At 72.8% G+C, this 26709-nt stretch carries 24 protein-coding genes; 7 read left to right on the top strand and 17 right to left on the bottom strand.

The window, feature by feature from the left end; all coding sequences use genetic code 11:
- Window positions 1-25: 25 nt before the first annotated feature.
- The 4 genes from ACFYWQ_RS36170 to ACFYWQ_RS36155 all read right to left on the bottom strand — a co-directional run bounded on the left by ACFYWQ_RS36170 (window position 26) and on the right by ACFYWQ_RS36155 (window position 5541).
- Window positions 26-778, bottom strand: a complete 753-nt coding sequence (locus ACFYWQ_RS36170) for a hypothetical protein (RefSeq protein WP_389522646.1) — start codon at window positions 776-778, stop codon at window positions 26-28.
- On the bottom strand, window positions 775-2427 hold the full coding sequence (locus tag ACFYWQ_RS36165) for a polyprenyl synthetase family protein (protein ID WP_389522644.1): 1653 nt from the start codon (window positions 2425-2427) through the stop codon (window positions 775-777). Before ACFYWQ_RS36165 ends, ACFYWQ_RS36170 begins: the two co-directional genes overlap by 4 nt.
- Window positions 2420-3505 (bottom strand): hypothetical protein, encoded by a 1086-nt coding sequence (locus ACFYWQ_RS36160; protein ID WP_389522642.1) that lies wholly within the window; start codon window positions 3503-3505, stop codon window positions 2420-2422. The genes ACFYWQ_RS36165 and ACFYWQ_RS36160 overlap by 8 nt, the downstream gene beginning before the upstream one ends.
- Before the next feature lie 209 nt (window positions 3506-3714).
- On the bottom strand, window positions 3715-5541 hold the full coding sequence (locus ACFYWQ_RS36155) for a serine/threonine protein kinase (protein WP_389522640.1): 1827 nt from the start codon (window positions 5539-5541) through the stop codon (window positions 3715-3717).
- Window positions 5542-6181: 640 nt separating this feature from the next.
- Here ACFYWQ_RS36155 and ACFYWQ_RS36150 point away from each other — a divergent pair.
- Both ACFYWQ_RS36150 and ACFYWQ_RS36145 read left to right on the top strand, forming a co-directional pair.
- Window positions 6182-6796: a hypothetical protein gene (locus tag ACFYWQ_RS36150; RefSeq protein ID WP_389522638.1), complete on the top strand. Its 615-nt coding sequence runs from the start codon at window positions 6182-6184 to the stop codon at window positions 6794-6796.
- Window positions 6797-6816: 20 nt separating this feature from the next.
- Window positions 6817-7674 (top strand): choice-of-anchor K domain-containing protein, encoded by an 858-nt coding sequence (locus tag ACFYWQ_RS36145; protein ID WP_389522637.1) that lies wholly within the window; start codon window positions 6817-6819, stop codon window positions 7672-7674.
- A 95-nt stretch (window positions 7675-7769) separates the two neighbouring features.
- Here the strand turns inward: ACFYWQ_RS36145 and ACFYWQ_RS36140 are convergent, their stop codons facing one another.
- The 3 genes from ACFYWQ_RS36140 to ACFYWQ_RS36130 all read right to left on the bottom strand — a co-directional run bounded on the left by ACFYWQ_RS36140 (window position 7770) and on the right by ACFYWQ_RS36130 (window position 11810).
- Window positions 7770-8720 (bottom strand): alpha/beta hydrolase fold domain-containing protein, encoded by a 951-nt coding sequence (locus ACFYWQ_RS36140; RefSeq protein WP_389522635.1) that lies wholly within the window; start codon window positions 8718-8720, stop codon window positions 7770-7772.
- Window positions 8721-9027: 307 nt separating this feature from the next.
- Window positions 9028-10239, bottom strand: coding sequence for a globin domain-containing protein (locus ACFYWQ_RS36135; RefSeq protein ID WP_389522633.1), 1212 nt, complete (start codon window positions 10237-10239; stop codon window positions 9028-9030).
- Between the two features lie 167 nt (window positions 10240-10406).
- Complete coding sequence (locus tag ACFYWQ_RS36130; RefSeq protein ID WP_389522631.1) at window positions 10407-11810, bottom strand: MFS transporter; 1404 nt, start codon at window positions 11808-11810, stop codon at window positions 10407-10409.
- Between the two features lie 275 nt (window positions 11811-12085).
- On the opposite strand from ACFYWQ_RS36130, the gene ACFYWQ_RS36125 reads away from it, so the two are divergent.
- On the top strand, window positions 12086-12691 hold the full coding sequence (locus ACFYWQ_RS36125; RefSeq protein ID WP_389522629.1) for a sulfite oxidase-like oxidoreductase: 606 nt from the start codon (window positions 12086-12088) through the stop codon (window positions 12689-12691).
- The gene (locus tag ACFYWQ_RS36120; RefSeq protein WP_389522627.1) at window positions 12684-13469 is read left to right on the top strand and encodes a ferredoxin reductase; all 786 of its coding nucleotides are present in this window, start codon (window positions 12684-12686) and stop codon (window positions 13467-13469) included. The genes ACFYWQ_RS36125 and ACFYWQ_RS36120 overlap by 8 nt, the downstream gene beginning before the upstream one ends.
- 97 nt (window positions 13470-13566) lie before the next feature.
- Here ACFYWQ_RS36120 and ACFYWQ_RS36115 read toward each other — a convergent pair whose 3' ends face one another.
- The 6 genes from ACFYWQ_RS36115 to ACFYWQ_RS36090 are packed head-to-tail and all read right to left on the bottom strand — an operon-like array spanning window position 13567 to window position 20123.
- A complete protein-coding gene (locus ACFYWQ_RS36115) occupies window positions 13567-14895 on the bottom strand; it encodes an amidohydrolase (RefSeq protein WP_389522625.1) in 1329 nt (442 codons plus the stop codon).
- Window positions 14892-15644 carry a nucleoside phosphorylase gene (locus ACFYWQ_RS36110; protein WP_389522623.1) on the bottom strand — a complete coding sequence of 251 codons (753 nt, stop codon included), beginning with the start codon at window positions 15642-15644 and terminating at the stop codon, window positions 14892-14894. Before ACFYWQ_RS36110 ends, ACFYWQ_RS36115 begins: the two co-directional genes overlap by 4 nt.
- Window positions 15641-16507, bottom strand: a complete 867-nt coding sequence (locus ACFYWQ_RS36105; RefSeq protein WP_389522622.1) for an ABC transporter permease — start codon at window positions 16505-16507, stop codon at window positions 15641-15643. Before ACFYWQ_RS36105 ends, ACFYWQ_RS36110 begins: the two co-directional genes overlap by 4 nt.
- The gene (locus ACFYWQ_RS36100; protein ID WP_389522620.1) at window positions 16507-17550 is read right to left on the bottom strand and encodes an ABC transporter permease; all 1044 of its coding nucleotides are present in this window, start codon (window positions 17548-17550) and stop codon (window positions 16507-16509) included. The genes ACFYWQ_RS36105 and ACFYWQ_RS36100 overlap by 1 nt, the downstream gene beginning before the upstream one ends.
- 1 nt (window position 17551) lies before the next feature.
- Window positions 17552-19090 carry an ABC transporter ATP-binding protein gene (locus ACFYWQ_RS36095; RefSeq protein WP_389522618.1) on the bottom strand — a complete coding sequence of 513 codons (1539 nt, stop codon included), beginning with the start codon at window positions 19088-19090 and terminating at the stop codon, window positions 17552-17554.
- Window positions 19071-20123 carry a BMP family ABC transporter substrate-binding protein gene (locus tag ACFYWQ_RS36090; RefSeq protein WP_389522616.1) on the bottom strand — a complete coding sequence of 351 codons (1053 nt, stop codon included), beginning with the start codon at window positions 20121-20123 and terminating at the stop codon, window positions 19071-19073. The genes ACFYWQ_RS36095 and ACFYWQ_RS36090 overlap by 20 nt, the downstream gene beginning before the upstream one ends.
- A 312-nt stretch (window positions 20124-20435) precedes the next feature.
- On the opposite strand from ACFYWQ_RS36090, the gene mtnA reads away from it, so the two are divergent.
- On the top strand, window positions 20436-21467 hold the full coding sequence (mtnA, locus tag ACFYWQ_RS36085; protein ID WP_389522614.1) for an S-methyl-5-thioribose-1-phosphate isomerase: 1032 nt from the start codon (window positions 20436-20438) through the stop codon (window positions 21465-21467).
- 333 nt (window positions 21468-21800) lie between these two features.
- Here the strand turns inward: mtnA and mtnB are convergent, their stop codons facing one another.
- From mtnB to ACFYWQ_RS36065, 4 genes are all read right to left on the bottom strand, one after another.
- Entirely contained in the window at window positions 21801-22409 is a 609-nt protein-coding gene (gene mtnB, locus ACFYWQ_RS36080; RefSeq protein ID WP_389522612.1) for a methylthioribulose 1-phosphate dehydratase, read from the bottom strand.
- On the bottom strand, window positions 22406-23131 hold the full coding sequence (gene mtnC, locus ACFYWQ_RS36075; protein ID WP_389522610.1) for an acireductone synthase: 726 nt from the start codon (window positions 23129-23131) through the stop codon (window positions 22406-22408). Before mtnC ends, mtnB begins: the two co-directional genes overlap by 4 nt.
- Window positions 23128-23727 carry an acireductone dioxygenase gene (locus ACFYWQ_RS36070; RefSeq protein WP_389522608.1) on the bottom strand — a complete coding sequence of 200 codons (600 nt, stop codon included), beginning with the start codon at window positions 23725-23727 and terminating at the stop codon, window positions 23128-23130. Before ACFYWQ_RS36070 ends, mtnC begins: the two co-directional genes overlap by 4 nt.
- 355 nt (window positions 23728-24082) lie before the next feature.
- Window positions 24083-25021 (bottom strand): RNA polymerase sigma-70 factor, encoded by a 939-nt coding sequence (locus tag ACFYWQ_RS36065; RefSeq protein WP_389522606.1) that lies wholly within the window; start codon window positions 25019-25021, stop codon window positions 24083-24085.
- Window positions 25022-25221: 200 nt separating this feature from the next.
- Here ACFYWQ_RS36065 and ACFYWQ_RS36060 point away from each other — a divergent pair, with 200 nt between their 5' ends.
- Both ACFYWQ_RS36060 and ACFYWQ_RS36055 read left to right on the top strand, forming a co-directional pair.
- The gene (locus ACFYWQ_RS36060) at window positions 25222-25701 is read left to right on the top strand and encodes a carboxymuconolactone decarboxylase family protein (RefSeq protein ID WP_389522605.1); all 480 of its coding nucleotides are present in this window, start codon (window positions 25222-25224) and stop codon (window positions 25699-25701) included.
- 161 nt (window positions 25702-25862) lie between these two features.
- A complete protein-coding gene (locus ACFYWQ_RS36055) occupies window positions 25863-26564 on the top strand; it encodes a TetR/AcrR family transcriptional regulator C-terminal domain-containing protein (protein WP_389522603.1) in 702 nt (233 codons plus the stop codon).
- The last annotated feature ends 145 nt before the right edge of the window (window positions 26565-26709 follow it).

The following is a 26709-nucleotide window of genomic DNA, read 5'->3' as shown; positions in this document are numbered from 1 at the left end:
TGGCGGGCTTGGGGGGTGGGCTCGCTCATGGGCCGCCGGGCCCCTCGGGCCCCTCGGGCCCGTCGGAGCCGTCGGAGCCGTCGGCGGATGCCTTGAGCGGGCCGGGAGGCGCCGTGCCGTCGGGCGCGTGGTCGGCCAGGAGCGGACCGAGGACCACCAGGGCGCCGAGGACGATGTCCTCGTAGAGGTAGAACCCCGCTTCCAGAGGCGGCAGTTCGTCGTCGGTGGCCTCGGCACCGGAGTCCGTGGCGGTGACGTGTGCGGCGTCCTGGGTCTCGTCCGGGGGAGCGGGAGGGCCGAGGAGGTCCGTGAGGTCCTGAGCGGCGCCCCGGAAGGCGGCGCGGGCGGTGGTGGCCAGCAGGCGCAGGGGCAGGTCGAGGGCGGCGGCGGTGCGCTGGCCGGGGACCAGTGTCGCGGCGGTCGGTGCCTCCGCGGTGGCGGCGAGCCACTGCACGGGCAGGGAGAAGGCGGAGACGATCCGCTCGGTGGACATCAGGGGCGGTGGGTCGCCGTCGACCATGAGGTCCTCCCACTCCATGAGGTCGAAGAGGAACTGGCCTCCCTTGTGGAGGGGCCAGGGCCGGACCGTGTCGAGCAGGACGCGGGCGCGTTCGGGGGCGTGCCGGCGCAGGGCCACGCCGTGCCGGGCCAGGGTGCACAGGCCGCGGCGCAGCCGGCTGTTGCTCTGGTTGAGGAAGGCGAGGGCCCGGTGGTCGGTCGGGGTCAGCGGGCCGGTCCCGGCGGGGCCGGACGGCGGCGGGGGTGCGGTGGTGGTCACAGGGGCCTCGAGGTGACGTAGTGGGCGATCTGCCGCAGGACGGCCTTGCCTTCGTTCTCGGGGATGACGCGCAGGTCTTCCTCGAAGCGCGTGATGCCTTCCGCGGCGAGCCGGTCGGCGAGGTCGGTGGCGTATTCGATGGAGCCGTGCCGCCGCATGGCGGCCAGGAGTTCCTCGGCGTGCTGCTGGGTCTTGTCGGTGCGGCGCCGGCGCAGGATGTCGAAGAGCCGGGGCCGCTCGTGGACGTACGCGGTGCGCAGGAGGTGGATCAGCATCACCGTGCGCTTGCCTTCGAGCAGGTCTCCGAGGGGCTCCTTGCCGTAGAGGGCTTCCTCGCCGACGAGGTTGAGGATGTCGTCCTGGATCTGGAAGGCGATGCCGATCAGGCGGAACGCCTCGTCGAAGCGGCCCAGTACGGCCGGGTCGGTGATGCCGGCGCAGACGGCTCCGATGCGGCACGGGCTGATGCAGGTGTACCAGCCGGTCTTCTTCGTGCTCATGGTGAAGTAGGCGTCGTCGGCCTCGGGCACCACGTCGTGGCGGATCCATCCCAGTTCCATGGCCTGGCCCTCGACGGACTCGCGGCACATGTGGATGGCTTCGTGGATGAGGCCCAGGGTGCGGGCCAGACCGAGCGTTTCGAGGTTGGACAGGACGGCGTCGACGGCGAGCAGGTTCAGGCCGTCGCCGACGTTGACGGCCAGACCCAGGCCGTGCTCCTCGTGCATGGTCGGCAGGCCGCGCCGGTGGGTGGACTCGTCGGCGATGTCGTCGTGGACGAGGAAGCCGTTGTGGAACAGCTCCAGCGCGGCGGCGGCGCGTACGGCGTCGTCGGGGCGTCCGCCGAAGGCGGCGCAGGCCGCGATGGTCAGCGTGGGCCGCAGGCCCTTGCCCTGCCGGGCGGGGTAGGAACGCATGAGGTCGTACAGCTCGGCGCGCGGCTCGCGGTCCGGCAGCAGCCGGTCGATCTCCTCGTTGGTGCGGGCCCGGCACCGGAGCATGGTTTCCATCAGGTCCGCGTCCCGGACGGTGTCCGGCAGCGACCAGTCGGTGCTGGCCCGTCCGTCCCACAGCAGACGCGGGGCCCCGACGGTGGTGTCGCCGATCAGCGCGGGCGGTGCGGGCGCGTCCTGGGGGGAGCGCCGGGCGAGGAAGTCCAGCGCCGTCCAGTCGACCGGATCGGCGGCCGGTTCCCGGGCGGCCGGTGCGGCACCGCCCCACAACCGGGGGGCCTGTTCGCGGTAGGCGCCCCAGAGTTCCTGCATGCTGCGCAGCCCCGCCGCACGCCGGGACAGCAGCGTGAAGGCCCGCCACACGGCGAGGGTCTCCTCCTGGGCCCCGCGGATGTCGAGGCTGTCGGGCAGGACCTGGTCGACGGGTGGCTGCTGGAGGTCGAACAGCAGGTCCATCGCCCGGTTGTCGAAGACGACCTCGACGTCCGGATCCGGGCAGCGGTCCTGGCGTACGACGATACGGCTGTGCCGCGCCGTGAGCGTGGCGTGGCTGCCGTCGTTGAAGTGCAGGCCGAGCCGGATGCCGTGCAACTGGTCGGCGGCGGCGGCGAGAACGGCCGGCGCCCGGTCGGACAGGGCGGTGACGGTCTCGTCCAGCAGCCGGGCACCGGTGAACGCGGGCAGGGTCTCAGTCACGGGCGCCACCGGCGAACTCCACGATGCCCTCGGTGCGGAAGCCGATACGGCGCCCGCCGACCCGCCCTTCCACCGTGCACGGGCCGAGGGTCTCGTGCACGCTGAACGGGTGCAGGCTCGTCTCGGAGGGGTTGGCGATCCGCCCGGCCGTGTGCGAGCGGAAGTCGAGGACGAGACGGTCCTCGCCGAGCCGGGCGGTGATCAGCAGCCGGCCGGGCACCGGGGCCATCGGCGGGGTGCCCAGCACGTCCGCCAGCGGCGGCACCATCACCACCCGGTCGCGGTCCAGCGCGCCGCTGACCGCGACCCGCAGATTGCGGCGCGGAAAGTGACGGACCATCCGCCCCTCGTGCCACAGCATCACCGACCCGTTGGCCGCGTCCGCCGGACGCGCCGGCTGGAGCAGGGTGAAGACCACCGCCGAGGGCGGGGCGGCACCGGCGGGGCCGGACGGGTCGTTGACGAATCCGAACACCCAGCCCCCGAGCGTGGGCCAGGACCACCGGCCGCGTACCCGTTCGTGGTAGCCGAGCAGCTCCGTCGCCGTGACCGTGCCGTCGCCGTGCCGCAGGGTTCCCTCGCCCAGCACGCCGGGCTCCGACTGCCAGCGCAGGTGCTCGTCCTCGCCGAAGGGGGCGCACTGCGAGGTGCACGGCCTGCTGGTCCGGGTCAGCCGCACATCGGCCGCCGGCGCCCCCGAGCGGGCCGCCACCGCGAACGCGCCGGCCTCGCCGTGCGGATGCGGTAACCGGAACGCCGACCAGGGCAGTGCGGGCTGTTCGGCGTTGAACTGTGTCGAACTCCAGCCGTGTCCCTCCTCGTAGACGAGGAGGATCGCCATGTGCTGTCCCTCGTCCGCCGTGCCGGTGCCGCTGCGCCGCCCGGTGACCGGAGCACCCGGATCCGCGAAGACCGCGCCGGAGGAGGACCCCAGAACGGACAGGTTGGCGATCAGGGCCTGCCGGCCGCACCGGGACAGGAACGCGTAGTGCAGCCACTTGCGGTCGAGTGGATGGGTGAGCGGGGCATGCGGGAAGGGGCCCGGGGGCCCGAGCCTCGAAAGGGTCGGCGTGGACACATTTCGAAAGCTAACCCACTGTCTCCCATCTGTCACAGCGAGTGACGTTCGGGTGGGTGACCTGGGAGCAGAGAAACGATTACTTCCGCACTGGTGGTTTGAAAACGCGAAGAGCCGTCCGGGGCGGGCGGTCCGCCCCGGACGGCACTCGAACGGCTCAGGGACCGAACGCGTCCTTCCCGGTCCGTCCGGCTCGCGTTCGCGGCGCCCTAATCCTCGTCGTCCCCGAGAACGCTCGCTCTCAGCCGTACTTCCGGCCGGCCCGCGATCACGGCTCGTCCGTCGGTGTACCGGCCCGGCTCGGCATCCGTCGCGGCCCGCACGCCGAGGGTGTACACGAGGGCGGCCGCCGAACGGCCGGGCGTGTTCAGACGGGGTTCGTCCACCACGGACAGCGACCTGCCGCCCTCCCGCACCGCCGCCGTCGGCTCCGCGGCGGCAGCCACGGACCCGTCGGCGTAGTAGTACGCGCACGTCACCCGGCCGTCGAAGGAGAGACCCGTCGGAGCGGTGAAGCGGTGTTCCACCCGTCCGGGAGCCCAGACATCGGCGGACGAGACCCGCACGTGGATCAACTCGCTGCCCCCGCGCGGCAGTTCCACCCCGACCTCCTGGCGTACCAGCAGCCGCGCGGCCGTCGCCGCGGCGGCGTCCCGGTCCGCGCCCTGAGCGCCTCCGGCCCCGCCGTCCGGTTCACGATCCCTGACCGGATCCGGATCCGGATCCGTGTCCGACGGTGCCGGATCGGTGGTCCCTTCCGGGTCAGTGACTGGTTCCGGGTCGGTGGTCCCTTCCGGGTCAGTGACTGGTTCCGGGTCGGTGGTCCCCTCCGGGTCAGTGACTGGTTCCGGGTCGGTGGTCCCTTCCGGGTCAGTGACTGGTTCCGGGTCGGTGGTCCCTTCCGGGTCAGTGACTGGTTCCGGGTCGGTGGTCCCCTCCGGACCAGCGACCGGTTCCGGATCGGTGACCGGTTCCGGATCGGTGGGCTCGGGAAGAGCGCCGCTCAGGGGCAGGGCCGTGATCCGGTGGTGGAAGTTGTCCACCACGAGCAGTCGCCCGGCCGGGTCCACGGCCAGACCGCACGGATAGGCCGGCGAGCGGTCGGCGGCCGTCTCCGCCGTCCCGCCGGCAGCCACGCCCGCCGACAGGGCCGGTCCCGCGACGACGCGGGCGACTCCGCCGGACAGCCGCCACACGCGGTGCCCGGTCATGTCGGCGACGTGGACGACCCCCTGGGCGTCGACCGCCACGGCACACGGCGCGTCCCAGTCGACCGCCACCGCGCCGGCGCTCCCGGGCGGCGGCCCCGCCAGTACCCGCAGCGTCCCGTCCGCGCCCAGCAGCAGCACCCGGCGGCCCACCGGGTCGGCGACGTACAGCTGCCCCGACGCATCGGCCGCGAGACCCGCGGGCAGGAACGCCTCGCCCGCGTCCGTCGCACCACCACGCCCGGATGTGTCGACGACCGTGCTGATGACACCGTCCCCGCCGACCCTGCGCAGCCGGGGAGTACCCGCTTCGCCGATGTACAGCGTCCCCGCGCCGTCCACGGCCAGGGCGCAGGGGGAGTCCAGCCGGGCGCGGACGGCGGGGCCGCCGTCGCCGTCGCCGCCGCGGCACCCGTCTCCCGCCACCGTGGTGATGACGCCCGAGGAGTCGATCCGGCGGACCCGGTGGTTCATCTCGTCGGCGATGAGCACGCCCCCGTCCGCGTCGACCGCGAGAGCGGCCGGGAAGCCCAGGCGGGCCCGCACCGCCTCCGCGCCGTCCCCGGCGAAGCCCCGCAGCCCGTCCCCGGCGACCGTGGTGAGCACACCGGAGCCGTCGACCCGGCGGACGCGGTGGTTGGCGTGATCGGCGATGAAGACACACCCCTGTCCCACGGCCACATCGGCGGGAAAGGCCAGTTGAGCTTCCAGCGCCGGCCCCCCGTCCCCGCGGAACCCGGCGGTGCCGTTCCCGGCCACGGTGACCAGCGGATCCTGCCCGTCCGGGGGAACGGGCGCCCGCTCGTCGGCGGAGGCCTTCGCCGTCACGCCGTCACCGCCCGGAACCGCCGCAGCGGCGCCTGGGCGGCCGCTGTCGCCTTCCGCGCCCTCGGCACCCTCGTCACCCTTGTCACCCTCGTGACCCGCATGTCCGTCTCCTGTGTCCGATCCGTCTCCGGCCTCCCCTGCATACCGGCCGGGCCGCGCCCGCAGGAGCAGCGCACCGACCGCTCCACCCGCACGAGGGAAGAGCGCCCGGGACGGGCGGTGGCCCGGCTCCGGCCGAGGCACACCGCCGCAGGACACCGATGACTGCACCGCACGCGGGCCGCCGCGCTCCGCATCCGTGCGCCCCCGTATGCCTCCGCTCCACTCGAACCAGCGACGCAGAATCGATCCCGCGCCACCGAACGGGGGAACGACGGCATACCGCCCGCGGGCACCGGCTAACCATGGACCCAGATGACGGCCCTGTGCGTGCCGTTCGTCCGAGGGACGCCCTGCCGGGAGCCGAGGCGGCACTCAGCGTTCCGCCTCACTCACACCGCCCTACGGCTTTCCGCGCTCCGTGCACCACGCGGCGCATCCGGCGCCCGCTCCCGGCCCGCCCTTCGCGGGCCGAGGTGACCCGCGCCCAGGCTCCCTCTCCACCGCACGCTTCCGATCGCAGTCCCAGGAGGACCCGGAGATGACCACCGACGTGCAGTCAGCGAAGAAGCAGGCCTACAAACGGGGAGAGGACCAGGGACGCGCCGACGCCCTCGCCGGTCGCCCGTACGCCGACCCGCCGCGCGACGGCACACGCGGCGAGAAGGACCAGTACGCCAACGGCTACGACTGGGGCTACGAACAGGGCCGCGCGCAGAAGCTGGACCTCGTCGTGTGGCAGGAGGGCGGGGTCGAGGACGCCCCCGGCGGCCTCGGCGCCACCATCAACATCTGTGTCCGCACGCCGAACTGGAGCGAGACGGTCGACGCGGGGGAACGCGAGCACGTCTTCACCGCCCCCACCGGATTCCGCTGGAACGGCACGGTGGGCGCCCAGTACAAGCGCATCAACCAGACCACGGGCGGCAGCCTCCCGCCCGTCCGGGCCAAGGTCAGCGACGACGGACGCACGCTGACCTTCACCTACCACGTCCACCTGAACACGACCGATCAGGACAAGGACTGCATCGTCTACACCTGCGGCCTGGAGGCCGTCGACGGTGCCGCCCTGGGCCGTCACACCGACGGCGTCGCTCAGATCGGCACCGCGCCACCGGCCAAACTCAAGGCCGAGGTCATCGAGGACGAGGACTGAGAGAGCAGGAGCCAGACACCATGACCACCGTCGTCACCTCAGGCGTCTTTCCGGCCACCACCCCGGCCATCTCCCCGGTCGACGGGCTCGGCACCCCTGACGTCAGGTGGGGCAGCAGCGGCTCCCAGAGCGGGTACCAGTTCCGCGGTGCGGCCGCGGACGTGCAGCTCGACGGCACCGAGTTCGTCGTCGGTACCTTCGTGCACCGCAATCTGCCCACCAACGTCAGCCCGTCCCAGTTCGACGTCCAGCTCAGGGTCAACGTCATGTTCGAGGACGGCAGCACGACCGACCTCGACTTCAGCTTCCACCACAACGAGACACCCAACACCACCAACAGCAGTCCCGCGGACGACGACCTGGTCGACCTGGAGACCTTCGTCCACCCCCAGCCCGTCACGATCGACGGCAAGCAGTACCGGGCGGTCCTGAGCGGGTTCAAGCGCAACGGGCAGATCGTCCAGCAGTTCCGCAGCCCCGAGGGCGGCATCAACTTCGCCGAGGTCGTCTGCATGTTCACGCTCGACGAGCCCGACGTGATCATCTCCGACCTGCGCTACCTGGGCACCGGTGCGGGCCAGCCCGACGAATACGTCGAGATCTTCAACAAGGGCGGCGCGGCCCAGGACCTGACCGGCTGGGTCGTGGAGTCCAAGCCCACCGGGCACACCTACGCCTTCCCGCCGGGCACGCTCATCCAGCCCGGCCGGCGCTACCGGGTCTACACCAACCAGAACCACCAGGAGTCCGGCGGATTCTCCTTCGGCTCCGCCCGGGAGGTCTGGCGTGACCAGGGCGGCATCGCCCGCCTGGTTCACGACGGCTTCGTCGTCGACCAACACCCCTACCTGGACAAGGGCTTCAACACCAGCCCCTGAACACCCCGCCCCGGCCGGGGTGTTCAGGCGGTTCACCTTCCCGGCCGTGGTGGGCGACCTCCCCTGGCACGGACCTCTCCGGGCCAGGGGAGGCGCTAGGCCCGGGCGTCCAGCAGTGCTTCGGCGAGGTGGTCCACCGACAGGCGGACGACGGCGTCCACGTCGGTGCATCCGGTGAAGATGTGTCCGGCGCCGTCCACGGGCACCAGCCGGGCCGGCACCCCGGACGCGGTGAGCGCGGCGGCGAGCGCCTCGCTCTGCGCGTAGGGCACGAGCCAGTCGGCGGTGCCGTGCACGAGCAGGAACGGCGGGGCGTCCGCGGTGACATGCGTGATCGGACTGGCGTCGGCCCGGCCCCGGTCGTCGAGCCCGCGGACGATCTGGTCCTCGGGCGGGGTGCGCAGCTCCTCCGGCAGCTTGGCGAGCACCTCCGGCGGCGCCTGCATCCGCGGCATGGTGGACAGGTCGGCGACGCCGTACCAGTCGAGGACGGCGTCGACGGCGCTGGACGGGCCGACGACACCGTGCGAGCCCTCCAGGTCGGGACGGTGGGCGGTCAGGCCGACGAGGGCGGCGAGGTGGCCTCCCGCGGACTCACCCGCGACCGCGACGCGCGAGGTGTCGATTTCCAACTCGTCGGCGTAGGCGCGCAGGTACCGGACGGCCGCCTTCGCGTCGTGCAACTGGGCCGGGAAGGGCGCCTCCAGCGCGTGCCGGTAGTCGATCGTGGCGACGGCGAGGCCGGCGGCGAGCAGTTCGTCGAACATCTGGCCGGGTCGCAGCGTCTCCGGCAGGATGCGCCGATCGCCGAACATCCAGCCCCCGCCGTGGATCCACACGACCAGCGGCGGCCGTTCTGCGCCGGCCGGCACCCAGAGGTCCAGTTGCAGAGGCCGGTATCCGAACGCGACCGCGTACGTCACCCCGGCGTAGTGGCGGCTGCCGTCCGGGCGCACGACGGGTTCGACCGGTGGCAGGAAACGAGCCGGGCCGGCCCATTCGTCGTCGCGGGTCTCGTCGCTGTCGGGGTGCTGGGTCGTGGTCATCGGGGTGACGGCTCCGTCCGGTCTCGTCGGTGGGGCGCGGGCCTCGCGGGCTGCGCCCCGTGGCGTGCACCTGCGCACGCGGAAGTGATGATGAACCGAATGGCTTGTGGTTACTAGGTTTTCGTCGCGTTACCTGCACCACATCCCCCCCCGGTGGGGGAACGGAGCCGCGAGGGTGCTGCCGGGGCGTGGCGCGGTCACGGCGGCCGGACGGGGCGCCGGCGATCCGCCCGGCCGGGAGCAGTCCCGGGGGCAGTCCGGCCGGGGGGTTTCCCGGGGGTCAGTCCGGCCGGGAGCCGTCCTGGGATCAGTCCGTGTCCGCCTGCCACAGGTCGGGGCCGAAGACCTCGTACTGGATGTCCTGCGGGGCCACGCCCTGTTCGATCAGGCGGCTGCGGACGGCCTGCATGAACGGCAGCGGCCCGCACAGGTAGTAGAGGGAGTCCCCGGCCAGGTCGACGGCCGTCGGGTCCAGGAGCCCCTCGAAGACCCCGTCCACCGGTTCGAGGCTGTGCGCGCCCCTCTCGTACCACAGGAACATCCGCGCGTTCCGCAAGGCCAGGACGTCGTTGACCACCTGCCGCCGCAGCGGGAAGGAAGCCTCGTCGAGATCGGCGTGCAGCACGGTGATCGACAGCCCGGCCTCGGCCGCGACCAGGTGGGACAGCATGCCCGCCATGGGGGAGATCCCGATGCCCGCGCTCGCGAACACCACCGGCCGCCCCGAGTCGTCGAGCACCACGTCGCCGTAGGGCAGTGACAGCGTCAGGCGGTCACCCACGCCCACGGAGTCGTGCAGCAGCGTCGACATCTCGCCGTCGGGATCCCCGTCCGTGCCCCGCACCCGCTTCACCGAGAACTGGCGGTGCTCCCCGTCGTCGGCACGCGTCAGGCTGTACTGGCGGGGCTGGAGCTTGCCGTCGGGCATGCGCATGCGCACCGTGACGTACTGGCCCGGCAGCGAGGTCTTCACCAGGCGGTCGTCGATCCGCTTGACCACGAAGGTGACCACGTCCTCGGTCTCCTGGATCCTCCGCACCACCTGCCAGTCCCGCCACACCGTCTCCGGCCGCACCCCTCGGGCGCTGTAGAGGCCGCGCTCCTGATTGATCAGGGCGTTGGCCATCAGCCAGTAGACCTCGTCCCAGGCGGCGGCGACCTCCGGCGTGACGGCGTCCTGGAGCACGTCGCCGACCGCCCACATCAGATGGTCGTGGACCACCTGGTACTGGTCCGGGCGGATGCCGAGCGAGGCGTGCTTGTGCGCGATCCGCCGCAGCAACTGCTCCGGCACCCGCTCCGGCGTCTCCACCAAGGTCGTCGCGAACGCGGCCACCGAGCCGGCCAGCGCCTGCTGCTGCTGGCCGTGCGCCTGGTTGCCGCGGTTGAAGACGCCGTCCAGGAGTTCGGGATGCTCGGCGAAGAGCCTGCGGTAGAAGCGCTGGGCGATCTCGCCGATGTGGTCGGCCACCACGGGCAGGGTCGCGATGACGACGGGACGGGACGTGTCCGAGAGCATGTTTCCTCCCTCCGCGGATTCCCCCCTCGGCCCGTTCCCGGTACCCGTCGCGACCCGCCCGACACGGACGGCCGACCGCTACGACAAGACCGCCGCCTCTTGTGAGGCGGCGGTCACACTCGCGTCGTCGTTGCGTCGGGCGGGACCCGTCCGAACGCGGACCCCGGCTAGCGGTGGGCCGTGACGAGGGCGTCGTCGCCGTCGGAGGCGGCCTCGCCGTCGTCCAGGGAGACGTCCTTGGTCTCCTTGCCGAGGAGCAGGGCGATCAGCGTCAGCACGGCCATCGAGGACAGGTAGACGCCGACCAGCCACGGCGAGCCGTCGCCGGTCTCCCACAGCGCGACCGCGATGAAGGGGGCGACGGCCGCACCGAGGATGGAGCTGACGTTGTACGAGATGCCGGATCCCGTGTAGCGCACGCTCGTGGGGAAGAGCTCGGGCAGGAGGGCGCCCATCGGCCCGAACGTCATGCCCATCAGGGTGAAGCCCAGCACGAGCCACAGCACCACGCCGAGCGTGCCCAGACCGATGAGGGGCACCCAGACCAGTCCGAAGACCACGATCGCGGCAGTGATCCAGATCAGGGTGGTGCGGCGTCCGTACTTGTCGGCGAGCGGGCCGGAGACGAGGGTGAACACCGCGAAGAACAGCACTCCGAAGATCATCATCATGACGAACGTGGTGTAGCTGTAGCCCAGGCCGGGCACGGCGGCGTCCTTCGCGGTGCGTCCGTAGCTCAGCGAGAACGTCGTCATCAGGTAGAAGAGGACGTACGTCGCCAGCATGAAGAAGGTGCCGAGGATCAGCTGCTTCCAGTGGCTGCGGACCACGGTGGCCAGCGGCAGCTTGCGCACCTTCCCGGCCTCACGGGTCTTGGCGAAGACGGTCGACTCCACCAGCCGTGAGCGCACCCACAGCCCGATCGCCACCATGACGGCGGAGAACAGGAACGGGATGCGCCAGCCCCAGCTGAGGAAGGCGTCGGAGGGCTGCGTGGGGTCGGCGCCCGCCCCGGACGGCAGCAGCGCTCCGATGACGAGGAACAGGCCGTTGCCGATGATGAAGCCGAGCGGGGCGCCCAGCTGCGGGAAGGTGCCGTACAGGGCGCGCTTTCCGCGGGGGGCGTTCTCCGTCGCGACCAGTGCCGCGCCGCTCCACTCACCGCCGAGCGCGAAGCCCTGCGCGAGCCGCATCAGCACCAGCAGCGCGGTGGCGACCCAGCCGACCTGGGAGTAGGTGGGCACGATCCCGATGAGGAACGTGGCGATGCCCATGGTCAGCAGCGAGACCACCAGCGTCTTCTTGCGGCCGAGCCGGTCGCCGAGGTGCCCGAAGAACACGGCACCGATCGGGCGGGCCACCATCGCGGCGCCGAAGACCGCGAAGGACGACAGCAGCGCCGTGGTCGGGTCACCGGTGGGGAAGAAGAGTGAGGGGAAGACCAGTACGGCGGCGGTCGCGTAGATGTAGAAGTCGTAGAACTCAATGGTCGTGCCAATTAGACTGGCAATGAGCACGCGGGAACGCGGGTTGACGGGTGCCGGTGCTGAGCCGGTGGCTGGTGCGGGCATAGCTCGGTCTTTCGCGCGAGGTGCAGATCGGTTGCCGAGGACCCGGACCCGCGCACGCCTCCCCTCGCCGAAAGGCCGCGCGCACTGGGCGGGCAGCATGAACGATCTCAGGCATCTTATGTTTCGGAAACCTCATATCGAGATGTGAGACGCAGGGAGGGGGTCCCGGCGTCTCCGAGGCCGGGACCGAGGGCGGCACACGGGTGCGATCCGGGTGCGGTTAGATGGGGGAGGAAAAACGAGCAGACGCCGCTACGGAGGCAGGCACCACCCGCATGAACATCACCCGAGGCTTCACCGGGCGCCCGCGCGTGTCCGACCCCGGGCTGCCGCCCGGCCAGTACGACGCGGGCGACGACTGGCCCGTCCTGTCCGCCGAGGTCACGCCCGACCTGGCGGCCGCCGACTGGACCTTCCGCGTCGACGGACTGGTCGCCGAGCCCCGCACCTGGACCTGGGACCAGGCGCACGCGCTGCCCGCGTCGGCGTACGAGGGCGACATCCACTGCGTGACCAGCTGGTCGAAGTTCGGCGTGCGCTTCGGGGGCGTGTCCCTGGACACCTTCCTCGACGCGGTGCGCCCCCTGCCCTCCGCCACCCACGTCGTCGCCTACGCGCACACCGGCTACACCACCAACCTCCCGCTCGCGGACGTGACCGGCGGGCGGGCCTGGATCGCCTGGGAGTACGACGGCCGGCCGCTCCCGCCGGAGCACGGGGGACCGGCCCGGCTGCTGGTGCCGCACCTGTACTTCTGGAAGAGCGCCAAGTGGATCGCGGGCCTCAGGATCCTCGACCACGACGAGCCGGGTTTCTGGGAGCAGAACGGCTACCACGCCCGTGGCAACCCCTGGGAGGAGCAGAGGTACTCCGGTGACTGAGCCGATCCTGGCCGAGGCCCCGACCGAGGCATCCTTCGTGCCGCCCACGCGCTTCGCCGTGCCCGGGCGGATCGCCGTGAGCAACCGGGCGGCGGCCCTGTGGCAGACCGCCACGCTCACCGACATCCGCCGCGAGACGCCCGCGGCGGCCACCTTCCGCTTCGCCGTACCCGCCTGGGCGGGGCACCTGCCCGGCCAGCACCTGATGCTGCGGCTGACCGCCCCGGACGGCTACACGGCCCAGCGGCACTATTCGATCGCGTCCGCGCCCGACGAGCCGGGGCACGTCGAGCTGACCCTGGACCACGTCGAGGGCGGTGAGGTGTCCGGGTGGTTCCACACCGAGGCCCGGATCGGCGACCGGGTGCAGGTGCGCGGGCCGCTGAGCGGCTTCTTCGCCTGGCCGGGGGACCGGCCCGCGCTGCTGGTCGGCGCGGGCTCCGGGGTCGTACCGCTGATGTCGATGGTGCGGCACCACCGCGCCCGGGGGCTCGGCGTGCCGCTGCGGCTGCTGGTGTCCGCGCGGAGCCCCGAGGAGCTGATCTACGCGCGGGAGTACGGCGCGGAGACGACACCGGTGTTCACCCGCAGCGCGCCGGACGGCGTACCGGTGGGACGGCTGACGGCCGCGCACCTGGCGCCGCTCATGGCCGAGCCGCCCGTCGGCGGGTGGGAGGCGTACGTGTGCGGCTCCAACGCCTTCGCCGAGCACGCCTCACGGCTGCTGGTGGCGGCGGGCCAGCCGGTGGACCGCATCCGCATCGAACGGTTCGGCTGAGGCCTCGGGGCCCCGAGGCCCAGGGGCCCGGAAAGTGCGGAGGCCCGGAGGGCACGGGAGGAACCGCTGGTGCCCCCCGTGCCCTCCGGGCCCGCCGTCAGTCCTGCGCGACGCCCTGCGCGACGCCCCGCGCAACGCGCCGTGCGACGTCCGCCAGTGCCGCCGCCTCGTCGATCGTGGTCAGCACACGGTCGCGCATCAGGACGCGTCCGTCGACCACCGTGTCCCGTACGTCCGCCGCGTGCGCCGCGTAGGCGACCGTCGACCAGGGGTCGTGCGGCGGCTGGAGGTGCGGCGCGCGCAGGTCGAGCACGATCAGGTCGGCCCGCTTGCCGGCCTCCAGCGAGCCCAGGTGCCCGCCGAGTCCGAGGGCCCGCGCGCCCTCGACGGTCGCCATGCGGACGGCCTCCTCGGCACCGACCGCCGTGGGGTCACCGCCCGCCTTGTGCACCAGCGCCGCCTGCCGCACCGCGCCCAGGACGTCCAGCGTGTTGGAGCTGACGGCTCCGTCCGTGCCGAGGCCTACGGTCACGCCCGCGTCCAGCAGCCGCGGCACCGGTGCGATGCCGCAGCCCAGCTTCAGGTTCGACACCGGGCAGTGGGCCACCGACGTGCCGGTGCGGGCCAGCGCCGCGATCTCCGGCCCGGTCAGGTCCACGGTGTGCGCGAGCAGCACGTCGGGACCGAGCAGCCCGAGCGAGTCCAGCAGCTCGACGGGCCGCTTGCCGTACCGCTCCTCGACGGTGGCGACCTCGGTGGCGTTCTCGGCCGCGTGGGTGTGGATCAGCGCGCCGAACTCCCGGGCCAGCGAGAACACCTCGGTGAGCTGCCACGGGGTGAGGGTGTAGGCGGAGTGCGCGAAGAGCACCGGGCGGCGGCCGGGACCGGCCGGTCCCCGCGCCTGAAGGTCCCGCCGCGCCCACGCGAGCCGCTCCCCGTACGCGATGCCGTCGGCCGGGTCCGGGACGTCCATGAAGGTGGGGCCGGTGTGCAGCCGCCAGCCCGTCTCGCGGGCCACCGTCTCGGCCGCCTCGTGGAACCAGTACATGTCGAGTGCCGAGGTCACCCCCGCGCGGACGCTCTCCGCGACGGCCAGCCGGACCGCCGCCGCCACGCTGTCCGGCGCCAGCAGCGCCGACTCCCAGGTCAGCACCCGCTCCAGGAACCCCTGGAGGGTGACGTCGTCGGCGCGGCCGCGCAGCAGCGTCATCGCGAGGTGGGTGTGCGCGTTGATCAGGCCGGGCAGTACCAGGCAGCCCGTCGCGTCGATCTCCTCGTCCGCCGGGTAGCGGGCCGCGAGGTCCCGTGCCGGGCCGACGGCGAGGATCTCGCCCTCGTGGACGGCGACCGCACCGTCGTGGACGACGGTCCCGGCGTCGTCCACGGTCAGTACGTCACCGCCCCGGACCAGCAGGTCGATGCTCACGCCCGCTCCTCCTCCGCCAGCAGCCGCAGCGCCTCCAGCGAGACGAGGGCGCCCCGCTCGACACCGGCGGCGACGACGTCCCGGTGCGGGTTGTATCCGCCGGTGGCCTGCTCGTCGACGAGTTCGTCGGCGTTCGCCCCGTCGATCACCAGCACGCCGCCCGCGACCAGGCCGCGCAGCGAGGCCGTCACCAGCAGCGCCGACAGCTCCATCTCGATCGCGGCGAGCCCGGCGCCGTCGTAGGAGAACAGCGGGAGCAGGCCCGGCTGGAACGCGGCCCGCGTCCACACCAGGCCCCGGTGGTGCGGGGCGCCGATCCCGCGGGCCGCCCGCTGCAACGCGAACACCGCCTCCGGCGAGGACACGGCCGGATACTCCGGCGGCAGCAACTGGTGGGTCACGCCGTCGTCGCGCACGGCCGCCTCCGCGATGACGAGGTCGCCGTCCGCGATCCCCGGCCTCATCGCACCCGCCGTGCCGAACCGCACGACGGTGCGCACGCCCGCGTCCGCCAGCTCCTGGAACAGCAGGATCGCCCCCGGAGCGCCGACCCCGTGCGAGGCCACCGTGACCGGCAGCCCCTTCCAGGTGCCGCGGAACGCCCGGTACTCGCGGTGGTACGACACCTCTTCGGCGCCGTCGAGCAGCGCGGCGACCGCCGCGGCCCGCGCCGGGTCGCCGACGACCAGCGCACGCTCCGGGAGGCCGGTGCGGGGGATGCGGGTGACGGGCAGCAGGTCCTGCGTCATGAGACGGCTCCGGTGGTGCGGGTACGGCGACGGCGGCGGGCCGTCGTGAGGAAGAGGGCGCCGAGCGTGACCACGTACGGCGCGGCGTCGGTGGCCTGCTGCGGCAGGCCGAGGCCCTGGAGGCGGAAGCCGGCCGCCTCGGCGAGGCCGAACAGCAGCGCGGCGAGCAGCACGCCGAGCGGGGCGGCCCGCCCGAGCATGACCGCGACGACCGCGATCCAGCCGCGGCCGGCCGTCATGTTCTCGGAGAAGAGGGTGACGTTGCCGAGCGCGAGCTGGGCGCCGGCCAGGCCGCACAGCACTCCGGAGGCCAGGATCGCCGCGTACCGGTACTTCGCCGGGCTCACGCCGAGCGTGGCCGCCGCGTCCGGGGCCTCGCCGACCCCGCGCAGCCGCAGCCCCCACACGTGCCGCGAGAGCAGCAGGGCGGCGACGGCGACCGCGACCCACGACAGGTAGGCGAGCGGGGTGAAGCCGCCGATCAGCGGCAGACCGGCGAGGGAGGGGTCGTCGAAGGTGCCCTGCACGCCGAAGACCGTGCGCAGCAGGAAGCTGGTCAGGCCCACGGCCAGCAGGTTCAGGGCGATGCCCAGCACCACCGCGTCCCCGCGCAGGGTGACCGCCCCGACGGCCAGGATCAGCGAGTACGCGGCCGCCGCCAGCGCCGCCGCGAGGACCCCCAGCCAGGGGCTGCCGGTGAACCAGCTGGTGGCCACGGCCGTGAAGCAGCCGAGCAGCATCATGCCCTCGAGGCCGATGTTGAACACGCCCGCGCGTTCGCACAGGGCGCCGCCCAGCGCGGCCAGCAGGATCGGGGTCAGCGCGCGCAGCGCCGACATCAGCAGGTCGGAGTCGAAGAACATCAGACGGTCTCCTTCTGCCGCTGCCGGAACAGGCGGCGCGGGAAGCGCAGCCGGGCCGCGAGGAACACGATCACTATGGCCTGGAGGACCTGTGTCAGCTCCCGAGGCACCTCGGTGGTGCGCTCCATCGCCAGTCCGCCGACCTGGAGGACGGCGAAGAAGAAGGAGGCGATCACCGTGCCGATCGGGGCGGCTCCGGCCAGCAGCGCGGCCGTCAGACCGGTCCAGGTGTAGCCGGGCGCGGTCAGCGAGCCGTCGACGAAGCGGTAGGGGAAGCTCAGCACCCCGATGGCGCCGACCAGTCCGCACAGCGCGCCCGAGACGGACATCAGCTTCAGCGTCAGGCCGCGCCGTTCGACGCCCGCGTACGCGGAGAAGCGCGCGTTGAGGCCGGTCATGCGGATCTCGTAGCCGAACGCGGTGCGCCGGTCGGTGAACCAGTACGCGGCCGCCGCGAGGACGACGAGGAGCAGACCCAGCGTCACCGTCGAGTCGCCGAAGGCGGGCAGGGCCACCCCGTCGGGCAGCGCGCGGGTCTGCGGCAGGCTGGAACCGGGCTCCTTGAGCGGATAGCGGGCCAGGTAGGAGGCCAGCGAGACCGCCGGGTAGCTCAGCAGCAGGCTGCTGACCAGCAGCGGCACGCCGAAGTGGTTCTCGCACAGGGCGGCCAGCACGGCGTACGCGGCGCCGGCCGCCATCCCGGCGAGGAGCGCGGCGGCCACGGTGAGCGGGGCGGGCAGCGGCGAGTACAGGCCGGTGACGGCGGCGGTGATGCCGCCGAGCACCATCTGCCCGTCGCCGCCGAGGTTGATCAGCCCGGCCCGCAGCGGGACGGCGAGCGCCAGCGCCAGGCCGAGCACGCTCGTCCCGGTGGTGAGCGTCGAGCCGATGCCGTCGCCGCCGAGCGAACCGGTCAGGACCTCGCCGTACGCGGTGACCGGGTTCGCGCCCGTGCCGAGCAGGAACAGCGCCCCGATGACGAGTCCGGCGAGCACGGAGAAGGTGAGGGGGGAGCGCAGGGCTCCGGTGATGCGGTTGGTCATGTCAGTCGACGGCCTCCGCCGGGGCGGGGTCGGTGAGGGCGCCGCCGGCCATGGCGAGCCCCAGCGTCCGCTCGTCCGCCTCTTGCTTGGTGTACGACGCCGTGACGCGGCCCTCGTACATGACCAGCACCCGGTCCGCGAGCCCCCGGATCTCGCTCAGCTCGGCCGAGACGAGGAGGACGGCGTGACCGGCGTCGCGGTAGGCGATCAGCTGGTCGTGGATGTTCTGGATGGCGCCGATGTCGACACCGCGCGTGGGCTGCTCGACGAGCAGCAGCGGTGCCTCATGGGCGAGTTCGCGCCCGATCAGCAGTTTTTGCAGGTTGCCGCCGGACAGCGCGGAGGCGGGCACCTCGGGGGTGGACGCCTTGACGCCGAAGCGCTCGACCAGGCGCCGCGCGTGGGCCTTGACCGCCGCGGGCGGCAGCATGCCGCGGGTGGACAGGGACGTGCGGTGGTGGCCCATCGCCAGGTTGTCCGCGACCGACGCGGCGGGCGCGGTGCCGACGGCGTGCCGGTCCTCGGGCACGTACGCCAGGCCCCGGGCGCGCCGTTCGGCCGCCGAGGCGTGGGTGACGTCCCGGCCGGCGAGCGCGACCCGCCCGGCGGTGACGGGCCTGAGGCCGGCGAGGGCCTCGACCAGTTCGCTCTGCCCGTTGCCGGCGACGCCCGCGATGCCGACGATCTCCCCGGCGCGGACGGTGAGGTCGACCGTGTGCACGGCGTCCGTGCCGAGCCCGGCCACGTCGAGGACCACCTCACCGGGCGTGCCCGGCGCGTGGACGCGGTCGAGTTCGACCGCGCGGCCGGTCATCGCGGCCGCGATCTCGTCGGCGGACGTCTCGGCGGTGACCAGCCGGGCGACCACCCGGCCGTCGCGCAGCACGGTCACCCGGTCGCTGCCCTCGAGGACCTCCCGCAGCTTGTGTGTGACGAGGATCACCGAACGGCCCTGCGCGGCCAGCGACTTCAGCACCGCGAACAGGGCGTCCGCCTCGGCCGGGGTGAGCACGGCGGTCGGCTCGTCGAGGATGAGCGTGCGCGCGCCGCGGTGCAGCAGCTTGAGGATCTCCACGCGCTGGCGCAGACCCACCGGCAGGTCGCCGACCCGGGCGTCCGGGTCGACGGCGAGCCCGTGCTCCTCGGCCAGTTCGCTCACCCGGCGGCGGGCCGCGGCCCGGTCCACCAGGCCGAAGCGGCGCGGCTCGGCGGCGTAGACGACGTTCTCGGCGACCGTCAGCGAGTCGAACAGCTTGAAGCTCTGGTGGACCATGCCGAGCCCGGCGGCCATCGCGGCGCCGGGGCTGGCGAAGACCGCCTCGCGCCCCTCGACCCGGATCGTGCCGGCGTCCGGGCGCTCCATGCCGTACAGGACCGACATCAGCGTGGACTTGCCGGCGCCGTTCTCGCCCATCAGGGCGTGTATCTCGCCGCGGCGGACCGTCAGGTCGACGGCGTCGTTGGCGAGCGTGCCGGGGAACCGCTTGGTGATTCCCCGGAGCTCGACCGCCGTCCCGTCGTCAGCCGGCTGCCGGGTCATCGACCTTCAGCTCTCCGGACACGATCTGGTCGCGCAGCGCCTTCACCTTCGTCAGCACGTCCTTGTGGTCGGCGATCACGCACTGGGAGGAGTCGACGTCGTCCTCCAGGCCGGTCAGGCTGATGCCGCCCTCCTTCAGACCGTAGGAGACGGTTGTGCCCGTCGTGCCGTCCAGCACCGTCTCGATACCGTCCTTCACGGCGACGTCGGTGCGCTTGATGACGTTGTCGACGACCGTGCCGGGCGCCGCGGTGCACTGGTTGACGTCGACGCCGTACGCGAAGGCGCCCTTGGCCTTGGCGGCCTCGAAGACGCCGTAGTTGCCGGCCGCGGCGGCCGCCATGATGTGGTCGTAGCCCTTGGACAGCAGGGTGTTGGCCTGCTCCTTGGCGCGCGCGGAGTCGTCGAAGGGGGACTGGCCGCCCACGAAGCGCGTGGAGGACTCCGTCTTGGCGGCGACCTTCTTGGCGCCGGCCGCGAAGGGGTCGCTGTACCGGCGGAACTGGGGCGTGTCGAGCACGTCCACCGCGCCGACCTTGCCGCTCTTGCTGAGCAGGCCCGCCTCGGCGCCGGCGAGGTAGACGCCCTCGTGCTCGCGGAAGACCGCGCAGCTGACGTTGGCGAAGGTCTTGGTGGTGCAGGCGTCGATGATCAGGAACTGCTGCTTGGGGTTCTTCTCGGCCTGCTGCGCCACGATGTCGGCGAACTCGAAGCCGACCAGCACGATGACGTCCGGCGCGGCGTCGACCGCCGCCTGGACGTTCTGCTGCTGGGAGGCGGTGTCCGAGGACTGGTACACCTTCTGCGTCCCGTCGTGCTGCTTCGCCGCGGCCTCGACACCGTCGACGGCGAGCTTGAGGAACTCGTTCTGGCCGACGGGGTCGGGGGTGACGAGCGTGAAGGACGTGCCGCTGCTCCCGGCGGAGGCGGACGCGTCGTCCTTCTTCGCCGCCGCGTTGCAGGCGGTGGCGAGGAGCACGGTGCCGGCGGCGAGCGCGGTCAGTTGCAGGGAGCGGCGGTGTCTGCGGTGCATCGGGGAGCCTTCCGGGTACGGCAAGGGGCGGCGCGAGGCGCGCGCGGGCTTGAGAGGGGGAGGCCGGGCGGGCCGGTGACGGAACGGGTGGAGCCGGCGTCAGCGGCGACAGCCGTCGCCCGCACAGCGGCCGAAGTCCAGGAAGCGGCGCCTGGTGAGTAGCACACGCCCTCCTTCGTCGTCTCGGCCCGCGAGATGCGGGGGCTGGACTGTAACACTCGTTTCCGGACATCTGCTCGATCGTCTCGAACTGTGGTTCCTCCAGGTCATGTACGGTGTCGGACACCATCGGAAGATCAGGAGTGCCCCGTAATGTCCCAGGAACTGCGTGCCGTCGAGTGGACCGGATCGGGCCTGGCGCTGATCGACCAGACCCTGCTCCCGCACCGCGCCGAGACGGTGGACGTCCGTGACACCGACACCCTGGTGGACGCGATCCGGCGGCTCGTGGTGCGCGGCGCCCCCGCGATCGGCGCGGCCGGCGCCTACGGGGTCGCCCTCGCGATGCTCCAGGGCGAGCGCGAGGGATGGACCGGGGACCGGGTGCGCGCGGAGGTGGCCCGCATCCGCGAGGCGCGCCCGACCGCGGTCAACCTGATGGTGTGCGTGGACCGGGTGATGACCCGCTTCGACGAGGGCCTGGAGGCGGTCCTGGAGGAAGCGGCCGCCGTCCAGCGCGAAGACGTCGACGCCAACCGCGCGATGGGCGCCCATGGCGCCGACTGGCTGCTGAAGAAGGCCGGCGAGGACCGGCCGCTGCGCATCCTGACCCACTGCAACACCGGCGCGCTGGCCACGGCCGGCTGGGGCACGGCGCTCGGCGTGATCCGCGAACTGCACGCACGCGGACGGCTGGAGGTCGTCTACGCCGACGAGACGCGCCCCCTGCTCCAGGGGTCCCGCCTCACCGCCTGGGAGCTGGTCCAGGAGGGCATCCCGCACCGCGTCCAGGCCGACGGCGCCGCGGCCGGGACCATCCTGCGCGGGCTGGTCGACGCGGCGATCGTCGGCGCCGACCGCATCGCGGCCAACGGTGACACGGCGAACAAGGTGGGCACCGTGGGAGTGGCGCTCGCCTGCGCCGACGCGGGTATCCCCTTCCTGGTGGCGGCGCCGACCACCACGGTCGACCTCTCCACCCCGACCGGCGACGCCATCCCCATCGAACTGCGGGGCGAGGACGAGGTGCTGGAGTGGGGCGGAGTACGCACCGCGCCGGCCGGGTCGCGCGGCCACAACCCGGCGTTCGACGTCACTCCGGGACGCCTGGTGACCGGACTGGTCACCGAGCGGGGTGTGCTGGAGGTCTCCGCGGGCGAACTGCCGGGGGACCGGCTGCGGTAGAGGGCGCGCTGGCCTCCGGCCGGCGCGGGTGAGCCGCCGGCCAGGCAGGGGAGCCCCCTGCCGGCGCAGACGAGCCGCCGGTCGGCGGCTCGTGAGTCGTAAGTCGGCTGTACGCGGCTGAGGTTGACGGCGGGTGAGCCGTCGGTCGGTGGCGCGCGAGCCGTAAGTCGGCTGTACGCGGCTGAGGTTGACGGCGGGTGAGCCGTCGGTCGGTGGCACGCGAGCCGTAAACCGGCTGCACGCGGCCTCAGGCCGACGGCGAGCCTCAGGGTGACGGCATGTGGGCGAGGGCACCGGCGGTCGGCCGGTGCCCTCGCCCACGTGTGCCGGCGGTCAGCGGCGGGTGAGTTCCAGTTCCAGCAGCCATTCCACGATCTCGGTGTGGTGGCGGGCCTGGCGCGGGTCGTCGCCCCACACGTACAGCCCGTGCCCGGCGACGACCACCGCCGGCATCCGGGGCTCACGGGCCGCCTCCAGGCGGTCGCCGAGGACCTTCATGTCCTGGCTGTTGGCGATGACCGGCAGGGTGACCTCCACGTCGTGCGCGGGCTGGCCGATGCCCTTGAGCATCTCCAGGTCCTTGAAGACGATCCCGCCGGGGCTGCGGTGCCCCAGGGCCACCGACGCCACGGTGTGGACGTGCACGACGGCGTTCGCGCCGGTCAGCGCGGCCACCCGCGCGTGCAGTTCGGCCTCGGCGGACGGCTTGCCGCCCTGCACGGCCGCGCCCTGCCCGTCCACCAGCACCACGTCCGCGGGCGTCAGCTCGCCCTTGTCGTGACCGCTGGCGGTGACCGCCAGGCGCAGCGGGTCGCGGGAGACCACCACCGACAGGTTGCCGGAGGTGCCCCGCATCCAGCCGAAGGAGGCGAACCGGGCGGACTCGGCGGCCAGGACGGCCCCCGCCTCCTCCAGCTCGCGTGCGGTGATGTCGGCGGTCATGCGGTGCTCCCAGAGGTGTTGACGCTGATCTCGTCGAACGTCCCCGCCTGCGCGTGGTCGCCGACGCCCTGCTCGTAGTACGGCTCTCCGGGCCGCCGGACGCCGACGGTGTGCCAGCCCGCGGCGCGGGCCGCGTCCAGTTCGCCGGGACGGTCGGAGAGGAACAGGAGCCGGCCGGGCGCCAGGCCCGCCGACTCCGCGATGCGGCGGTAGGACTCCGGCTCCTGCTTGGGACCGGCGTTCTCCGTGTCGTACAGGCCGGCCACCAGCGACAGCAGATCGCCCTCGGGCGTCGAGGAGAACCACGCGCGCTGGGCCGCGACCGACCCGGAGGAGTAGACGTACAGCCGCAGGCCCGCCGCGCGCCAGGCGCGCAGGGCCGGTACGACGTCGTCGTAGAAGTGCGAGACGAGGTCGCCGCGCGCGAAGCCCTCCGACCAGATGATGCCCTGGAGGGTCTTCAGCGGGGTCGCCTTGCGGTCCTCGTCGAGCCAGGTGCCCAGCGTCTTCTCGACGGCCGCCGCGTCGGCGGTGTGATCGCCGGTCAGTTCGCGCACCTGCGCCACCGCCCGCGCCACCTCGGGCTCGTCGGCGCGCCGCGTCAGCAGCTCACCGAACCGCGCCCGCGAGTACGGGTAGAGCACGTCCACGACGAAGCCGGTGGCGCTCGTGGTGCCCTCGATGTCGAGCACCACGGCGTCCACGTCGAAACGCAGGCTCACGCGGCGGCCCTGTCCTTGGCGTAGCCCGCGGCGATGGTGTCGTAGTCCGGGAAGCGGGAGGCGATGGGGGAGCCGGTGAAGTTGCCGATCCAGCCGTCCTCCTCGTGGAAGAAGCGGATCGCGGTGAACGCCGGCTCGGTGCCCATGTCGAACCAGTGCGTGGTGCCGCGCGGCACGCCCAGCAGGTCGCCCTTCTCGCAGAAGACCGCGTGCACCTCGCCGTTCACGTGCAGGTAGAAGATGCCGGAGCCGGAGACGAAGAAGCGGACCTCGTCATCGTCGTCGTGCGTGTGCTCCTGGAGGAACTTCTCCCGGGCGGCCTTCGCCTTCACCGGGTACTCCGGGTCGTCGCTGGGGTGCAGGCCGAGGACGTCGACGGTGGTGAAGCCCTCCTCGGCGTTGAGGCGCTCGATCTCCGGGCCGTACGCGGCGAAGACGGTGTCGCTGTCGGCGTCGGCGGGGACGTCCTCACGGATCGGCCACTGCTCGTAGCGCACACCGATCGGCGCCAGGGCCGCCGCGATCTCGGCGGGGTCGGAGGTACGGCGGACCAGGGACTCCGGGCCCGACTCGGACCAGGTCGTCAGCAGGGTCATGGGGAACTCCACAGGGCTGGTAGGGAAGTCCGGATACCGGGACGGACACCGGACAGGCACGGTGGGGGAGGGGCGCGGTGCCGCGCCGGGGCGGACGGTCCGGGAGGAGGGGGCCGGAGGGGCCGTCAGCCGCGACGCACCGCGCCGGTACAGCACCACATGCGGAGCATGCGCATCGCTGTCGCGCCTGGTGTCGTCATCACGTGCCTCACTGTCCCGGATCGGATACCGGTCCGGTGATGATACGCCCGCGGTGCCGCTGACCGGCCACGATCCGGTTTTCGTCTCAACTGCTGAGAGTGCGTGTCCTGGGCACGCGGTTCGCCTCCCGCGGGTCCGGAGCGGGAGGAGCGGCTCACCGGCGGCGCAGGGCGGTCGCCCGCTCGACGCGTGACAGCTTCACCGGGTTGCGCACGGCGTAGAGTCCGGTGACGAGGCCGTCGTCGACGCGCACCGCCATGACGGTGTCGATCTCGCCGTCGAGCCGGAGGATCAGCGCCGGGCAGCCGTTGACCTGGGCCGGCCGCAGTGACGCCGCGGCGCCGAACCGGCCCAGCCCACCGACCAGCTCGGCCACGGGGCCGGCCCCCACGACGGGGTGCAGTACGGCCTGGACGACTCCGCCGCCGTCACCGAGGAGGACGACGTCCGGCGCGAGGATGTCGAGCAGGCTCTGCAGATCGCCCGTCCTGACCGCCCGTTCGAACGCCTCGAGGGCCTCTCGGGTCTCGGCCGGGGAGACGGCCCCGCGCGGACGGCGCGCCGCGACGTGGGCCCGCGCCCGGTGCGCGATCTGGCGCACGGCGGCCGGCCTCCTGTCGACCGCCTCCGCGATCTCGTCGTACTCCAGACCGAAGACCTCGCGCAGCACGAACACCGCCCGCTCGGTCGGCCCGAGGGTCTCCAGCACCAGCAGCATCGCCATCGAGACGCTGTCGGCCAGCTCGACGTCCTCGGCCACGTCGGGCGTGGTGAGCAGCGGCTCGGGCAGCCAGGCGCCGACGTAGGACTCCCTGCGCCGGCGGAGTGCGCGCAGCCGGCCGAGCGCCTGACGGGTGGTGATCCGCACCAGGTAGGCGCGCTGATCCCGCACGGTGTCGAGAGCGACGCCCGCCCATCGCATCCAGGTCTCCTGAAGGACGTCCTCCGCGTCGGCGGCCGAGCCGAGCATCTCGTAGGCGACGGTGAACAGCAGGTTCCGGTGGGCGACGAACGCCTCGGTGGCGGAGTCCGTGCGGTCGCCCTCGGCGAGCGGCCCGGCCGTGCCCGTCGTCCGCCCGTTGCGCTCACCCATGGCCGGCTCCTGTCTGTGTCCGCCGTCGACCCTGACGCACACAAGACGCCGGCCCCGGCTCCTTTGTGACACCCATGGTCAGTGGCGCACGTCACATCCCCCCGCTGTCACAGGGCTCCGGGCGGCGGCATCTCCATGTCCGTCACGACGCCGTGCGAACGATCCGCGCGGCACACGACTCCACGAGTGAGGACGACGTCATGGAAGCCCGTTTCAACCTGTTCGACAGCCCGACCGCCGCGAAGATCGCCCAGCGGTTCTACAACGTCTCGTCGGTCCTCGACCGGTCGACGTTGCCGAAGACCCTGCGGGAACTGGTGGAGCTCAGGGTCGGCCAGATCAACGGCTGCGGCTTCTGCGTGGACGTCCACACCAAGGAGGCGGCGGCCGCCGGTGAGACGGCGCTCCGGCTGCACCTGGTCGCCGCCTGGCGTCACAGCACCGTGTTCACCGAGGCCGAGCGGGCCGCGCTGGCGCTCGCCGAGGAGGGCACCCGGCTCGGCGACCACGGTGTGTCCGACGGAACCTGGGCCGAGGTGCGCAAGCACTTCGACGACGACCAGGTCGGTGCGCTGGTGTGCCTGGTCTCCCTGATCAACGCGGCCACCCGGATGAACGTGATCGTGCGCAACCCGGGGGGTTCGTACGAGCGCGGCATGTTCGCCGCTCTGTCGAACTGACCGGCCGGCGCTGCCCCGCCCGCCCGGCAGCCGGCGGTGGCGTTCCGGATCGCGCCACGACCGGTGACGAGACCAGGCCATAAGGTGGGCGGACGCAGACCGCACGTCGAGTGAAGGAGCGGTCGGCTCCGGGTCCTGCCCGTAGGTCCCGTAGAGAGGGGATGGCCGACATGACCACGCAGGCCCACACCGCCGCACGGCGTCGCGCACCCCTGAGCAGGGAGCGGATCCTGGGCGCCGCCGTCGCGCTGGCCGACGAAGGCGGGGTCGACGCGCTCAGCATGCGCAGGATCGCGCACGCGCTCGGTGTCGTGCCCATGGCGCTGTACAAGCACGTGACCGACAAGAACGAGCTGCTGGACGGCATGATCGACGTACTCGTGCGCGAGATCGATCCGCCGGACGCCGGCATCGGCTGGAAGACGGCCGTGCGCCGACGGGTGCTGTCGGCCCGGCGCATGCTGCTGCGCCACCCGTGGGCGCCCGGTGTCATCGAGTCGAGGATGAAGGCGCGGACCGTCCCGACCCCGGCGGTGATGGAGTACCTGGACTCGATGATCGGGACCTTCCGGTCCGGGGGGTTCTCGGTCGGCCTGGTCCATCACGCGATGCACGTCATGGGAAGCCGGCTGCTGGGCTTCTCCCAGGAGCTCTTCCGGGACGCCCCCGACCGCGAGCCGGATCCGGACGCGATGCCGCCCCAGGAGATGGCCGCACGCTACCCCCACCTCGCCGAACTCGCCATGGCGGTCGCCCACGACCCGGACTCCGTCGTCGGCTCGGGCTGTGACGACCAGTTCGAGTTCGAGTTCGCTCTGGACCTGACGCTGGACGGTCTGGAGCGGCTCCGCGACACGCTCTGACCCCTCCCCTCGGCGCAGGCCCGCTCGGCGAACGCCCCTGTGGCACCCGCCCGAACGGCCGCCGCCGACTCGGCCCGCCGCACGCCTTGACGGGTGTACGGCGTACACCTACCGTGCGCGACAAGAGGTGTACGCCGTACACCCT

The organism is Streptomyces sp. NPDC003247, assembly GCF_042888135.1.
Taxonomy (GTDB): domain Bacteria; phylum Actinomycetota; class Actinomycetes; order Streptomycetales; family Streptomycetaceae; genus Streptomyces.
The sequence above is the reverse complement of the archived record's forward strand: the minus strand, read 5'-3'. Positions and strand labels throughout refer to the sequence as shown.